The sequence below is a fragment of the Flavobacterium sp. C3NV genome, from assembly GCF_046825355.2.
In the GTDB taxonomy this organism is placed as follows: Bacteria; Bacteroidota; Bacteroidia; order Flavobacteriales; family Flavobacteriaceae; genus Flavobacterium.
Genome location: NZ_JBKQBJ020000001.1, coordinates 491474 through 505090, shown reverse-complemented (window position 1 = coordinate 505090; position 13617 = coordinate 491474). Strand labels below are relative to the sequence as shown.

Here is a 13617-nt window from a genome sequence, read left to right as displayed (position 1 = left end):
CTTACTAACTTTTATACTTATACAATTTCTTTATGATAACGTCCTTGTCAATTAAAAACTATGCCCTGATTGAAAAACTGACTATCGATTTTTCAAGAGGTTTTTCTATAATTACAGGTGAAACGGGTGCTGGTAAATCTATTATATTAGGCGCAATAGGATTGGTTTTAGGAAAAAGAGCTGATTTAACATCATTAAAAAATAAAGAAGAAAAATGTGTAATCGAGGCGCATTTTGAAATATCCAAATACAATCTTAAAGAATTTTTTGAAGTAAATGATCTTGATTATGAAGACGACACCATAATTAGAAGAGAAATTTTACCTTCAGGAAAATCTCGTGCTTTTATAAATGACAGTCCGGTAAATCTTCAGGAATTACAAGATTTAAGTTTGTTTTTGATTGATATTCATTCGCAACAGCAAACTCAGGGACTTTCAGATGAAGGAGTTCAGTTTAAAATTATTGATGCAATTGCAAATAATTTTGATACTATTCAATCTTATCAAAAAGCACTAAAATCATATAAAGCAGATAAATCTAAATTGAATGCTTTGCTGAAAAAACAAAGTGATTCAGGAAAAGAGCAGGAGTACAATACTTTTTTACTGAACGAATTAGTATCGGCTAAATTAAAATCCGGCGAACAAGAAGAATTAGAAGCTGATTACGAAAAATTAAATAATGTTGAGATTATAAAAGAGGCGATCGATAAATCTCTTGTAATTGCTAACGAAGAACAATTTGGAGTTTTTCATAATTTAAATGAAATTAAAACTTCAATACAGAAAATTGCACTTTTCTCTCCTGAATATCAAAGTATATTCCAACGAATTACAAGCCTTGCGATTGAATTTGATGATGTTTCTAAAGAATTGCAAAATGCTTCTGAAAAATTATTGAACGATCCGGTGCAATTAGAATTTGTGAGTCAAAAACTGCAATTGATTTATAATTTACAGAAGAAACATCAGGTAAACACTGTAGATGAATTGATCGAAATTCAGGCAAATTTAGGCAATACACTATTAGAACTTGATAATATCGAAGAAGAAATCGCTTTGTTGTCAAAAGCAATAGATCAAAAAACAATTGAGTTGGATGCTTTTTCAGCAACGATTCATCAAAACAGAACAAAAGCAATTCCGGTTTTATCTCAAAAACTAATTTCGATTTTAGAAACTTTAGGAATGCCAAATGTTCGTTTTAATATGGAACTTTTACCTTCTGAAACATATTTCCAAAATGGAAAAGACGAACTACAGTTTTTATTTTCTGCCAATAAAGGAACTGATTTTGGTTTATTGAAAAAAGTAGCGTCAGGAGGGGAGATGTCCCGTATTATGTTGGCTGTTAAAGCAATTTTGGCACAATATTCAAAATTACCTACTTTAATTTTTGATGAAATAGATACCGGAGTTTCCGGAGAAATCGCGATTAGAATGGGCGAGATTATGAAAGAAATGAGTACGACAATGCAAATTTTTGCTATTACCCACTTGCCTCAAATAGCAGCAAAAGGAGATTCTCACTTCAAAGTATTCAAATCTACAGTAGACGATGATACGCAATCAGAATTGAAGCTATTGTCTCAGGACGAAAGAGTTATAGAGATTGCTCAGATGTTATCAGGAGCAGTTGTCTCTGATTCGGCTTTAAATCATGCCAAAGCCTTGTTGAACTAAAGAAATAATTTATATTTGTCAACTCAAAGCTAATTAAACAAACGTAAATAAGTTAGTCGTTTATCTTAAGGATAAGATTAACCCAATCAACGAATAAATACAAAAATATGATTATAGAACCTAGAATGAGAGGATTTATTTGCTTGACTGCACACCCAAAGGGCAGCGAGCAAAATGTTAAAAATCAAATAGAATATATAAAATCAAAAGGTCCAATTGACGGTGCTAAAAAAGTATTGGTTATTGGTGCTTCAACAGGTTTTGGATTAGCTTCAAGAATCACAAGTGCTTTTGGATCTGATGCTGCAACTATTGGAGTATTTTTTGAAAAACCACCAGTTGAAGGAAAAACAGCTTCACCAGGTTGGTATAATTCTGCTGCATTTGAAACAGAAGCTCACAAAGCAGGTTTATATGCGAAAAGTATCAATGGAGATGCTTTTTCAAACGAAATAAAAAGACAAACTTTAGATTTAATCAAAGCCGATTTAGGTCAAGTTGATCTTATCATTTATAGTTTAGCATCGCCAGTTCGTCAACATCCGGTTACAGGAGTGTTGCACCGTTCAGTTTTAAAACCAATCGGACAAACTTTTACCAATAAAACAGTCGATTTTCATACAGGAAATGTAACAGAAGTTTCTATTGCTCCGGCAAATGAAGAAGATATTGCAAATACTGTAGCGGTAATGGGCGGAGAAGACTGGACTATGTGGATCGATGCTTTAAAAGCTGAAAATTTATTAGCAGATGGAGCTACAACAGTTGCTTACTCATACATTGGCCCATCATTGACGGAAGCAGTTTACCGTAAAGGTACAATTGGTCGTGCAAAAGATGATTTAGAAGCTACAGCATTTTCTATTACAGATAGTTTAAAATCAATAGGAGGAAAAGCTTATGTTTCTGTAAACAAAGCATTAGTAACTCAGGCAAGTTCTGCAATTCCGGTAATCCCGTTATATATTTCTCTTTTGTATAAAATTATGAAAGAAGAAGGAATTCATGAAGGTTGTATCGAGCAAATCCAACGTTTGTTTAAAGACAGATTGTACAACGGATCTGAAGTTCCTGTAGACGAGAAAGGAAGAATCAGAATCGACGATTGGGAAATGCGTGAAGATGTTCAGGAAAAAGTGGCTAAACTTTGGTTAGAAGCTACAACTGAAACATTACCTGCAATTGGAGATTTAGCCGGATATAGAAATGATTTCTTAAATCTTTTCGGGTTTGAATTTGCCGGAGTAGATTACAAAGCAGATACAAATGAAGTTGTTGAAATCGAAAGTATCAAGTAGATAAAAAAATAGCATAATTGAAAAAACCATCAACCTAAAGTTGATGGTTTTTTTATGAATATACCATATCTTTGTTAAAATTTTGAAGTTTAAAAAATTGCCACTTTAATACCGCACATCCCGTTATGATTTTTTCTTTAATTATACCCGTGTATAATCGCCCAGATGAAGTTGATGAACTTTTAGAAAGTCTGTCTAAATCTGATTATAATGAAGCTTTTGAAATTGTTCTTGTAGAAGACGGATCATCAATACCATGCAAAGATGTGGTGATGACCTATCAGGGAAAATTGAACATTTCGTATTATTTCAAGCCGAATTCAGGACCAGGTGATTCAAGAAATTTCGGAATGCAAAAGGCACGTGGAGATTATTTTATCATTTTTGATTCAGATTGTATTATTCCGCCTAATTATTTAACGGAAGTTCGAAAAGCATTAGACGCAGATTATGTAGATTGTTTTGGGGGACCGGATAAAGCATTAGATAGTTTTTCGGATATTCAGAAAGCAATTAATTTTGCTATGACTTCGTTTCTTACGACAGGAGGAATTCGTGGCGGATCTGAAAAGATCAATAAATTTCAGCCAAGAAGTTTCAATATGGGAATTTCAAAAAAGGCATTTGAAGCATCAAAAGGCTTCGGAAACATTCATCCCGGCGAAGATCCGGACCTTTCGATTCGTTTATGGAATCTTGGTTTTGAAACCAGACTGTTTCCAGAGGCTTATGTATATCATAAACGCAGAATCGATTGGGAAAAATTTTCAGTTCAGGTAAATAAATTCGGGATCGCAAGACCTATTTTAAATAGTTGGTACCCAGAGCATAATAAGTTAACATTCTTCTTTCCATCCGTTTTTATAGTAGGGCTATTATTAGCTTTTTTACTATTAATTTTCAATTTTGATATTTTATTACAATTATATTTTGTATATTTCGTTATTATTTTTCTTACATCAAGTATTCAAAATAAAAGTGTTAAAATTGGATATTTATCTGTAATTGCAGTTTGGAAGCAGTTTTATGGTTATGGAACAGGATTTTTAAAGTCGTTCATAAAAATTATTCTTTTAAAGAAAAAACCACAAGAAGCTTTTCCTCGTATGTTTTTTAAAGTATAATATGACTAAAGTTATTGGTTTAACAGGCGGAATAGGGAGTGGTAAAACCACCATTGCAAACTATTTTGCGACAATGGGCATCCCTGTTTATATTGCAGATGATGCAGCCAAAAAAGTGATGCAGTCTAAAAATATAGTACAACAAATAAAAACAACATTTGGCGATTCTATTTTTGAAAAAGAGATTTTAAACCGTGCAAAACTGGCTGAAATTGTTTTTAATAATGCCGATAAATTAGCACAACTAAATGCTATTGTGCATCCCGCTGTAAAAAGCGATTTTGAATTATGGCTTCAGGAAAATAAAAAGTACGACTACGTAATTTATGAAGCCGCAATTTTGTTCGAAAGTGGTCGTTATAAAGAATGTGATGTAATTATAACTGTTACTGCACCGGAAGAAATTAGGATCGAAAGAGTCGTGAAGCGAGATAATACCACACGCGAACAAGTTTTAAGCAGAATGAAAATGCAATGGAATGACGAAAAAAGAATTTCTTTAAGCAATTTTGTAATTAATAACAGTAATCTTAAAATTGCTAAAGAAGAAGTTGTTAAAATTCTTAAAATTTTAAATATAAAACAAAATCAGTCTTAAATGTTAATATTTGGTTAATGTATTATTTAGTATATTGTTAAAATATTAATTTTGTTTCGATGAATAAATTATTTTTTAGAATACTTGTTTTACTAATGAGTTTGTCCTTAATAGGGATTATTCTGGTACAGGTATATTGGTTCAACTCTTCATTTAAAAACAATGATGAGCAGTTTAAATACCACGTGACACAAGTAATTGGTAATGTTGCTGATAAACTTGAACAACAAGAAGAGTACAGTTTCTATGACAAATACAACCGTATAAAAGACAGTACAGGTAAAACTCCAAAAAAAGAAGATTTATTAGAAGTTCTCTATGTTCAGAGAAATACAAAAACAAATAAAACAATTGTATACTCTAATACCCTTACATCCGAAGATTACGATATAAATGGTTCATTATTCAATAAAAAATTTAGTAGTGAAAGATTTAAAAACTTTAGCTCTAAAAGAGTAACTGAAGTTTACAATAACAATAACGGAATCGATAATAATGGTTTAGGTCAAAGTATCATTCCGGATCTAAGAGTTGAAAAATCAGGTAGTTTAGATATTTTAAATAAAGTACAGCAGCAAATTCAATACAAAGATATTGCTTCACTGACACCTATAGAGGGTAGAATTACACCAGATAAGCTTCAAAAACTTTTAAAGAAGGAATTACTAGAATATGAAGTAAAAACTAAATTTGAGTTTGGTGTCCTGAACAGCGGTTTAGTTACAAAAGTGAAATCAGAAGGATTTCATTATGATAAGGATGCAAGTTATCATGTACCTATTTATACAGATAATGAAGGAAATAGTAAATACGAGTTATATATAACTTTCCCTCATAAAAAGAAATTTTTATTGTCTGAATTGTTGAGTATTACCATATTGTCAATAGTTTTTACATTAATTATTATAGTTGCTTATACAAGTGCATTGAATCAATTGTTACGTCAAAAGCATATTTCTGAAATCAAAACAGATTTTATAAATAATATGACGCATGAGTTTAAGACTCCAATTGCAACGATAAATTTAGCTCTTGATGCGATTAAGAATCCTAAAATTATTGAAGATAAAGAAAAAGTATTTCGATATCTGCAAATGATCAGGGATGAGAATAAAAGAATGCACGCTCAGGTAGAAAACGTTCTTCGTATTTCTAAATTAGAAAAAAGAGAATTAGACATTACAAAAGAGCCAACAGCAATTCACGATATAATCGATGATGCAATTGAGCACGTAAATTTAATTTTGGAAGATAGAAAAGGAACCATTGTAAAGCATTATAATGCTGCAAGAACAACCTCTTTAATCAACGAAGTACATTTTACAAACGTCTTGGTAAATATTTTAGAAAATGCTATAAAATATTCACCTGGTATTCCTGAAATAGAAATTTTTACAGAAAATGTCAAAGACATGATTCTGATAAAAGTAAAAGATAATGGTCTTGGTATGAGTAAAATAGCTCAAAAAAGAGTTTTTGAGAAATTTTACAGAGAGCATACTGGAGATTTACATAATGTAAAAGGACACGGTTTAGGCCTTGCTTATGTAAAAAGAATAGTAGAGGATCACAATGGTCAAGTATATGTTGAAAGCGAAAAAGGAAAAGGTAGCACCTTTATAATAAAAATACCATTAATAAATTAAAATATGGAAAATAATAACAAAAGAATACTTTTAGTAGAAGATGACCTTAATTTTGGGGCAGTTCTTAAAGATTATCTAATGTTAAATGACTTTGAAGTTACTTTAGCTAAAAACGGTATGGAAGGTTTCGAGAAATTCAAGAAAGATGTATATGATTTATGTATTCTTGACGTAATGATGCCTTATAAAGATGGTTATACTTTAGCCAAAGAAATTAGAGAAAAGAACAGCGAAGTGCCAATTATATTCTTAACAGCAAAATCAATGAAAGAAGATGTGCTAAAAGGATACAAAGCTGGTGCTGATGATTATTTGAATAAACCTTTTGATTCAGAAGTTTTATTAATGAAAATCAAAGCGATTATTCAAAGAAAATCTGCAGATACAAAAGCAGAACAAGTTCAGTTTGAGTTTAACATTGGTAAATTCCACCTGAATTCTAAACTTAGATTTTTAACGTTCGAAAACGACGAACCTATAAAATTATCTCCAAAAGAGAACGAATTGCTTAAAATGTTAATTCTTCATGAAAATGACTTAATGCCAAGAGAATTAGCGTTAACAAAAATCTGGAGAGATGACAACTACTTTACTTCAAGAAGTATGGACGTTTACATCGCTAAACTTAGAAAATACCTAAAAGCAGACGAAGATGTTGAAATCCTTAACATTCACGGTGAAGGTTTCAGACTAGTTGTTAAAAGCAAAGTTGCAGAATAAAAAACAAAATTCACAAAAACAAAAGCATAAAGCCCTGAGTAATCAGGGCTTTTTTTGTGGCTATACTTTTTTAAAATTACACTTATACTCAATCTTGTCATTTTTCCTCCTTCGAAATGAAACATCACGTAAAATTGGAATTTGGAATTTAAAAGATTGTAATTTTTAATGTCAAGGAGCTATTTCCTGCTGTCCGCTATATCTTTTTCTTGCTAAAGAAGCAAGAAAAAGGATGCCGCTTCCATCAGGGCTAGGGCTTTAGTTTTCAGATAGATAATTTGTTTTTTTACGATTCAAAAAATATAGTAATTATTTTTTACATGAATTTTCTTTAAATAAATTTGGAAAATCAAAAAACAATTCACAATATTTGCACACGAAAAAAGTAATAACCCTTTAATAACGAAGAAAAATGTCTGTATTTACATTATCATCTCAGAGCTTCACACCAAACGGATTTGGTGCAGCGCTTCTTCGTGGTCTTTTTCAATCTTAGAAAATCATTTTTTAGATATATATAAAAGCCCGAAGACATTTAGTTTCGGGCTTTTTTTATTCTAGACACTTCAAATTTTCCCGAATAATCGATTTTATTATTTATCCTCACGGATAAAATGTTATGGCCTCTTTTGGCTATTAATTTAATGCACTATAATTTTTTATGGAAAATTATACAGCAGAAGAGTATGCTTTGTGCTCTCGCTTTAAAAATAAAAGAACAAAGAAAAGATTAGTAAAAGAAGATTTTGAAAAACAATTAATTCAAATCAGAAAGCTTGAAGTAGAACTCTGGAAAAAACGACAAAATTTGCCATTGGTTCCTTTAGCAACACCTTATCAAAAAGGTTGGGAACGCAGTTTTGTACTAAGAGAAGATATAGTAAGATCTAATGAAGCTTCCTTTTACAGGACATTGTTGGAAAAGATCAATACATGGCAGCATTCTCCTGAAAAATCTTTTAAGAAAAAGAAAAAGAGGAAAAGAAAACATGTATATGTCGAAAAGCTTCAAACAGTAAAAGAGTTTTCTGAATCAGAATGGAGAAGCCCAAAATTATCATTGACTGAGAAAGAGAAAATGCATTTTTATAAAAGGGAACGATGGTGTCCTAATTGTAAACGCTATAAGATTCATTATGTTTTTAATGAGCCATGGCGTTATGTATTTCGCATTAAACCATATATGATAACGCATACCAAAATGGTTGATGCAGATTTAGAAAGTGAAATTCAGGTTCTTGACAATTACATTACTAATCTTAATTTAAGATATAAAATAAACAAATTAGTAAATGGTTTTTCTTACCGTTGGAGATATTATCAAAATGAAAATCCAAGAGAGATAAGCCCAATTAAAAATAAAAGTCTGCATGTATTGTACCAACAATATGTAGACGAAATGATATAAATCATGGGAAATAAATTATCCGGAAAAGACCTTATCAAGTTAGGCTTTCCAAAAAATAATTCAATAAATATTGCTTTAGGGCAAATAAACAGATATAGAAAAAGAGAGAAAAAAGAATCTATTCTAACAGAAGCCAAAGAGGTTTTACTTCATCCTGAAAAGTTTAATGGACACGGAACCTGGGGAAAAGTGGCTGAAGGTTTAATAAACCCGGTTCAGGTAAGAATGCACCAATTGAAAACAACAAGAGTTCCTTTTACCATTTTTGGTGAAAATGAAATCGATGAACAAGCTAAATTTCAGTTATATGATTCATTAAAATTACCAATTTCGGTTGCAGGAGCCTTAATGCCAGATGCACATTCAGGTTATGGTTTGCCAATTGGCGGTGTTTTAGCCACAGATAATGCCGTGATTCCGTATGGAGTTGGCGTTGATATTGGTTGCCGAATGAGTTTATCGATTTTCGATTTACCAGCTTCGCATTTCAAAGGAAAGGAGCATCAGTTGCAGGCGATTTTAAAAGATAATACCAAATTTGGAATGAACGAAACACATGCTGTAAAAGCAGATCATGAAGTTTTTTACAAAAGTGAATTTCAGGATATTCCTTTATTGAAGAATCTTTTACCTAAAGCTTACAAGCAATTAGGAAGTTCTGGCGGAGGAAATCACTTTGTAGAATTTGGTGTGGCGAAAATTGACAATCCGGAGAATGATTGGAAACTAGGCGTAGGAGAGTATTTTGCTGTTTTATCGCATAGTGGTTCTCGAGGTTTGGGAGCAAACATCGCCAAACATTATACTTATTTGGCTACTAAGCAATGTCCTTTGCCTAAAAACGTTCAGCATTTAGCGTGGTTAGATCTAAACACGCACGATGGACAGGAATATTGGCTAGCGATGAATTTAGCCGGAGAATACGCAAAAGCGTGTCACGATGATATTCATAGAAGAATTGCCAAAGCGATAGGAAAAAGAGTAGTGGTAACAATCGAAAATCATCACAACTTTGCGTGGAAAGAAATGGTAAACGGACAAGAATGTATTGTGCACAGAAAAGGTGCAACTCCAGCGGCTGAAGGGCAATTGGGTATTATTCCCGGTTCGATGACGGCGCCTGGTTATATTGTGAAAGGCAGAGGAAATGCAGAGAGTTTAAACTCGGCTTCGCATGGAGCAGGACGTTTATTTTCAAGAGCGAAATGCAAAGCTACTTTTACCCAAAGTGAAATCAAAAAGGTTTTGAAAGCCAATGATGTAACCTTAATTGGCGGAAATATTGATGAAGCGCCAATGGCATACAAAGACATTACAAAAGTAATGGGAAATCAAACTGATTTGGTTGAAGTTCTGGGAACTTTCACTCCAAAAATTGTTAGAATGGACCGATAAAAAAGTAAAGATCATGGAAAGATTTCAAGATGAAAATAAATGGTTAGGAAGTTTTGGGGATATTATTAATGTAAAATGTCCTCAATGTGGCTCGCAAGCAGTTGTGAAAAGAATTTTTAAATCGGAAAGATATTATAGCGATAGTCGAGTTTTAGAATGTAAAAATTGTTACTATTCAATAAAAGAAGGAACAGTGAAATATAGTGCTACTGTGGATACTTATTGTTGTAATAATGAAGATAAGATACAATTCAAATCACAATTGCTAAATGAAAAACCAAATAAAATCAAGTTAAAATGCCCAATCTGCAATGAAATTAAAGAGTTTAAACCTGCCATTACAGAGGTTCCTTTTGTTTTGAATACAGATAATACAGCGGCTAGGGAATTTAGTTTTAATGCCGAATTATGGTATCAGAAAGAATTTAGTAGATCAATTTTTTGGGCTTATAATCTGGAGCACATAAATTATCTGGAAAGATATATTAAAGCAGATTTAAGAGAAAGAAACAATAATGGAAGTACTAACGGAACTATGATTTCAAGGCTTCCAAAGTTTGTAAAAGAAGCAAAGAATAGAGAAAAGCTTCTTAAAATATTAGAAAAATGGAAAAAATAATTCAGATAACAGCGGGTCGCGGACCTGCAGAATGCACTTGGGTGGTTGCCCAAGTGCTTAAAAAAGTTTTAGACGAAGCGCAAGAGCAGGGATTAGAAGCCACTTTATTACAAAGAGAAGTTGGGCAGGAAAACGGAACGGTTGAAACAGCAACAATTGCCGTAAAAGGAAACAATGCCGAGAAATTTGCGAATTCCTGGATAGGAACGATTCAGTGGATTGGACAGAGTCAGTTTCGTAAAATGCACAAACGTAAAAACTGGTTTATTGGCATTTTTGAGATTGAAGCACAAAAGAATGCTTCGATTTCAGAAAATGATATACAATATCAGGCGATGCGTAGTTCCGGTGCAGGCGGACAACACGTTAATAAGGTAAGTTCGGCTATTCGGGCAACTCATATTCCAACAGGGATTGCAGTTGTGTCGATGGACAGCCGCTCGCAGCACCAAAACAAGAAACTGGCCACAGAAAGATTATTAAAAAAACTAGAAGACGAAACTTTGCAGCAGCTTAAAAATCATGTTGGGAAACAATGGGAAAACCAGTTGAATATTCAGCGTGGGAATCCGGTAAGGGTTTTTAGCGGATCGGACTTTAAAAAGAATAAAGTCGAAAAAAGCTACAAAGGAACTCGTCAGCAATTAAAAACAGATTTACGAAATGAAAGCAATTGATAAATACCTATTTCAGGCTTTGGATAATTATCCGTATTCGCTTGAAGAAACAATAGAATCCTTAGATTATGCTTTTTCTTATGATGCAAAAAATACGATGGTTTTGTGTTTGTATGGAAGAATTCAGGTGGAGCAATTATGGAATTATGAAGAGGCAAAATCTTATTTTCAAGAAGCTTTGGCTATAAACATTCATGCTCTTGAAGTGTATCCGTATTACATTCAGACTTTAATATTGAATGAAGACTATGAAGAAGCACAAAAACTCATTGATTTTGCTTTGACTATAAAAGGGATAAACAAATCTGAAATCTATGTAAAGAAAGCGATTCTGTTTGAAGCGCAACTTCGATTTAAAGACGCGTTGACAGCCATTAAAAACGCAAAACTTTATACGCTGCAATTTGCTTTTGAATCTGATATTATGGAAGTTGAAAAAAGAATAAAAAGCAAAATTGATTTGCTGAAAAATAAAAAGAAATCTAAAAAAGATTTGAAAAAGAAATCAAAGTGATTTTGATATGAAACAAAAAACGATGCAAAATTGCATCGTTTTTTGTTTTTTTTGTCACGAATTAAAAGTAAATAAATCGGTGTAAAACCGTTCAATCTGTTTAAATCTGTGGGCCGAAAATTATTTCCAATGCAGTTCTAAAGCAAAACAAGTTTTTTCTCCTTTTGTAATGCTAAATCTTGCTGTACTTTGGCCATCTTCGCTTTCGTGAATTACGACTTGATCTTTTAATGACAGTTCTTTCATGAAATTCATTTCAAAGTTTTTTACTTCTTGTTTCAAAATTCTTTTTGGCTCAACGTGATCAAGGCACCATTCCAGATATTTTACGTTATTAACGTGATTTACAATATCTAAATCAGATAAATAAACTGTTTTTTCAAAGACAGCTTCTTTTTCATGGTTGATGTTTATTTTAGAAAAACCTTCATCTGTAGCTCTTTTTTCAGGGAATAATTCGAAATGTTCATACGGAATTGCCAAAGATTCCGGACGACGTGATTGGGTATTAAAAACAGCCCAGTACGTTTCGCAACCTACAATTTTCTTTCCATTTACATACATTTCGAGCGCACGAACAGAGCGTGAATTTTCGAGGCTGTTTATCCATGTTTTTACAGTTACAACATCCTGCCATTGAGGCAATGCATGCACTTCTACACGCATTCGGCTTAAAACCCATGCCTGGTGAAATTCCTGCATGTCCTGAAAACTGATGCCTCCAACTTCGGCGTGAGATCCTGCGGTTAATTGTAGAATATTACATAAATCTGTATATTTTAAAAAACCAGCCGGGGTGCATTGTGTAAAATTGATTTCCCAGTCTTTACTATAAACTGATGTGAAATTAGGTGATATTGGCATTTTTTTATTTTAGATTTTTGATATTAGATTTTAGATTGATTTAGAGAATAGAAAATAGAATATAGAAAATAGATTTGCTTTACTTTAGAAGATTTTCTATATAATCTATAATTTCTTTTTTATCTGTCGCGTAATCAAACCATTTTGTGGTTTCATTTCGTTTGAACCATGTAAGTTGTCTTTTCGAGAAACGACGGGTATTTTTCTTGATTTCTTCGATAGCTAAAGCTAGTGAGAAATCTCCGTCAAAATAACTAAATAATTCTCTATATCCGACGGTTTGAAGTGCATTTAACGCTTTGTTAGGGTACAATTTTTTTGCCTCTTCAAGTAAACCTTCATTCATCATAATATCGACACGCTGATTGATTCGATCGTAAATGATTGGTCTTTCGGCATCTAAACCTATTAAAATAGGAGTGAAGTCCCTGTTGTTTTTCTTTTGATTTAAAAAAGAAGAATATGGTTTTTGAGTTCCGATACAGACTTCTACAAAACGCATCATTCGTTGTGGGTTTTGAAGTGTTTGCGGGTTTTCTATTGTGATTTTTTGATAATAATCCGGATCCAGGTTTTTTAATTGTTCTTGCAGATATTCGATTCCGAGATTTTCGTATTTTGAATTTACTTCAGAGCGTACTTCGGGATTAATTTCAGGAAATTCGTCAAAACCTTTTAAGATTGCGTCAACGTATAATCCTGAACCGCCAATAAGAATGACAAAATCATTGTTTTGAAATAATTCCTCTATTTTTAAAAGTGCTTCTTTTTCGTAATTGCCAACGGTGTAATTTTCGAAAATCGATTTATTTTGAATGAAATGATGTGTTGCTGCTTGTAATTCTTCCTGATTTGGAACTGCGGTACCAATGGTCATTTCTTTAAAAAACTGACGGCTGTCGCAAGATATTATCTCGCATTTGAAATGTTGGGCCAGAGCAATACTCAGGGCTGTTTTGCCTATAGCGGTAGGTCCGACAATGGTAATTAAGTGTTTCATATTTTTTAGCCCAGATGGGAGTGAAAACCCCGGACTTATATTTGTTAGTTTTTTTTGGGATAAAAGAGC

13 protein-coding genes are annotated in these 13617 nt (G+C 32.6%); 11 read left to right on the top strand and 2 right to left on the bottom strand.

The window, feature by feature from the left end; translation table 11 throughout:
* The first annotated feature begins 32 nt into the window (after window positions 1-32).
* From recN to ACIDC4_RS01990, 11 genes are all read left to right on the top strand, one after another.
* On the top strand, window positions 33-1685 hold the full coding sequence (gene recN / locus ACIDC4_RS02040) for a DNA repair protein RecN (protein ID WP_412044756.1): 1653 nt from the start codon (window positions 33-35) through the stop codon (window positions 1683-1685).
* 107 nt (window positions 1686-1792) lie between these two features.
* Complete coding sequence (gene fabV / locus ACIDC4_RS02035; RefSeq protein WP_412044755.1) at window positions 1793-2983, top strand: enoyl-ACP reductase FabV; 1191 nt, start codon at window positions 1793-1795, stop codon at window positions 2981-2983.
* Window positions 2984-3108: 125 nt separating this feature from the next.
* Window positions 3109-4107 (top strand): glycosyltransferase family 2 protein, encoded by a 999-nt coding sequence (locus ACIDC4_RS02030; protein ID WP_412044754.1) that lies wholly within the window; start codon window positions 3109-3111, stop codon window positions 4105-4107.
* 1 nt (window position 4108) lies between these two features.
* Window positions 4109-4705, top strand: coding sequence for a dephospho-CoA kinase (gene coaE, locus ACIDC4_RS02025; protein ID WP_412044753.1), 597 nt, complete (start codon window positions 4109-4111; stop codon window positions 4703-4705).
* Window positions 4706-4764: 59 nt separating this feature from the next.
* Complete coding sequence (locus ACIDC4_RS02020; RefSeq protein ID WP_412044752.1) at window positions 4765-6351, top strand: sensor histidine kinase; 1587 nt, start codon at window positions 4765-4767, stop codon at window positions 6349-6351.
* Between the two features lie 3 nt (window positions 6352-6354).
* On the top strand, window positions 6355-7071 hold the full coding sequence (locus ACIDC4_RS02015; protein WP_072963937.1) for a response regulator transcription factor: 717 nt from the start codon (window positions 6355-6357) through the stop codon (window positions 7069-7071).
* A 661-nt stretch (window positions 7072-7732) separates the two neighbouring features.
* Window positions 7733-8479, top strand: a complete 747-nt coding sequence (locus tag ACIDC4_RS02010; RefSeq protein WP_412044751.1) for a hypothetical protein — start codon at window positions 7733-7735, stop codon at window positions 8477-8479.
* Window positions 8480-8482: 3 nt separating this feature from the next.
* Window positions 8483-9874, top strand: a complete 1392-nt coding sequence (locus ACIDC4_RS02005) for an RtcB family protein (protein ID WP_412044750.1) — start codon at window positions 8483-8485, stop codon at window positions 9872-9874.
* A 13-nt stretch (window positions 9875-9887) separates the two neighbouring features.
* Window positions 9888-10493, top strand: a complete 606-nt coding sequence (locus ACIDC4_RS02000) for a hypothetical protein (protein ID WP_412044749.1) — start codon at window positions 9888-9890, stop codon at window positions 10491-10493.
* Complete coding sequence (gene prfH, locus ACIDC4_RS01995) at window positions 10481-11170, top strand: peptide chain release factor H (RefSeq protein ID WP_412044748.1); 690 nt, start codon at window positions 10481-10483, stop codon at window positions 11168-11170. Before ACIDC4_RS02000 ends, prfH begins: the two co-directional genes overlap by 13 nt.
* Window positions 11157-11684, top strand: coding sequence for a hypothetical protein (locus ACIDC4_RS01990; protein WP_412044747.1), 528 nt, complete (start codon window positions 11157-11159; stop codon window positions 11682-11684). Before prfH ends, ACIDC4_RS01990 begins: the two co-directional genes overlap by 14 nt.
* A gap of 120 nt (window positions 11685-11804) precedes the next feature.
* Here ACIDC4_RS01990 and ACIDC4_RS01985 read toward each other — a convergent pair whose 3' ends face one another.
* Window positions 11805-12548 (bottom strand): acyl-[acyl-carrier-protein] thioesterase, encoded by a 744-nt coding sequence (locus tag ACIDC4_RS01985; RefSeq protein ID WP_412044746.1) that lies wholly within the window; start codon window positions 12546-12548, stop codon window positions 11805-11807.
* 79 nt (window positions 12549-12627) lie between these two features.
* Window positions 12628-13548 carry a tRNA (adenosine(37)-N6)-dimethylallyltransferase MiaA gene (miaA, locus tag ACIDC4_RS01980; RefSeq protein WP_412044745.1) on the bottom strand — a complete coding sequence of 307 codons (921 nt, stop codon included), beginning with the start codon at window positions 13546-13548 and terminating at the stop codon, window positions 12628-12630.
* Between the last annotated feature and the right edge of the window lie 69 nt (window positions 13549-13617).

What these genes read in the sequence shown, in the direction of transcription:
- recN (WP_412044756.1), top strand. Translation starts at nt 33, where the DNA reads ATGATAACGTCCTTGTCAATTAAAAACTATGCCCTGATTGAAAAACTG.
- fabV (WP_412044755.1), top strand. Translation starts at nt 1,793, where the DNA reads ATGATTATAGAACCTAGAATGAGAGGATTTATTTGCTTGACTGCACAC.
- ACIDC4_RS02030 (WP_412044754.1), top strand. Translation starts at nt 3,109, where the DNA reads ATGATTTTTTCTTTAATTATACCCGTGTATAATCGCCCAGATGAAGTT.
- coaE (WP_412044753.1), top strand. Translation starts at nt 4,109, where the DNA reads ATGACTAAAGTTATTGGTTTAACAGGCGGAATAGGGAGTGGTAAAACC.
- ACIDC4_RS02020 (WP_412044752.1), top strand. Translation starts at nt 4,765, where the DNA reads ATGAATAAATTATTTTTTAGAATACTTGTTTTACTAATGAGTTTGTCC.
- ACIDC4_RS02015 (WP_072963937.1), top strand. Translation starts at nt 6,355, where the DNA reads ATGGAAAATAATAACAAAAGAATACTTTTAGTAGAAGATGACCTTAAT.
- ACIDC4_RS02010 (WP_412044751.1), top strand. Translation starts at nt 7,733, where the DNA reads ATGGAAAATTATACAGCAGAAGAGTATGCTTTGTGCTCTCGCTTTAAA.
- ACIDC4_RS02005 (WP_412044750.1), top strand. Translation starts at nt 8,483, where the DNA reads ATGGGAAATAAATTATCCGGAAAAGACCTTATCAAGTTAGGCTTTCCA.
- ACIDC4_RS02000 (WP_412044749.1), top strand. Translation starts at nt 9,888, where the DNA reads ATGGAAAGATTTCAAGATGAAAATAAATGGTTAGGAAGTTTTGGGGAT.
- prfH (WP_412044748.1), top strand. Translation starts at nt 10,481, where the DNA reads ATGGAAAAAATAATTCAGATAACAGCGGGTCGCGGACCTGCAGAATGC.
- ACIDC4_RS01990 (WP_412044747.1), top strand. Translation starts at nt 11,157, where the DNA reads ATGAAAGCAATTGATAAATACCTATTTCAGGCTTTGGATAATTATCCG.
- ACIDC4_RS01985 (WP_412044746.1), bottom strand. Translation starts at nt 12,548, where the DNA reads ATGCCAATATCACCTAATTTCACATCAGTTTATAGTAAAGACTGGGAA.
- miaA (WP_412044745.1), bottom strand. Translation starts at nt 13,548, where the DNA reads ATGAAACACTTAATTACCATTGTCGGACCTACCGCTATAGGCAAAACA.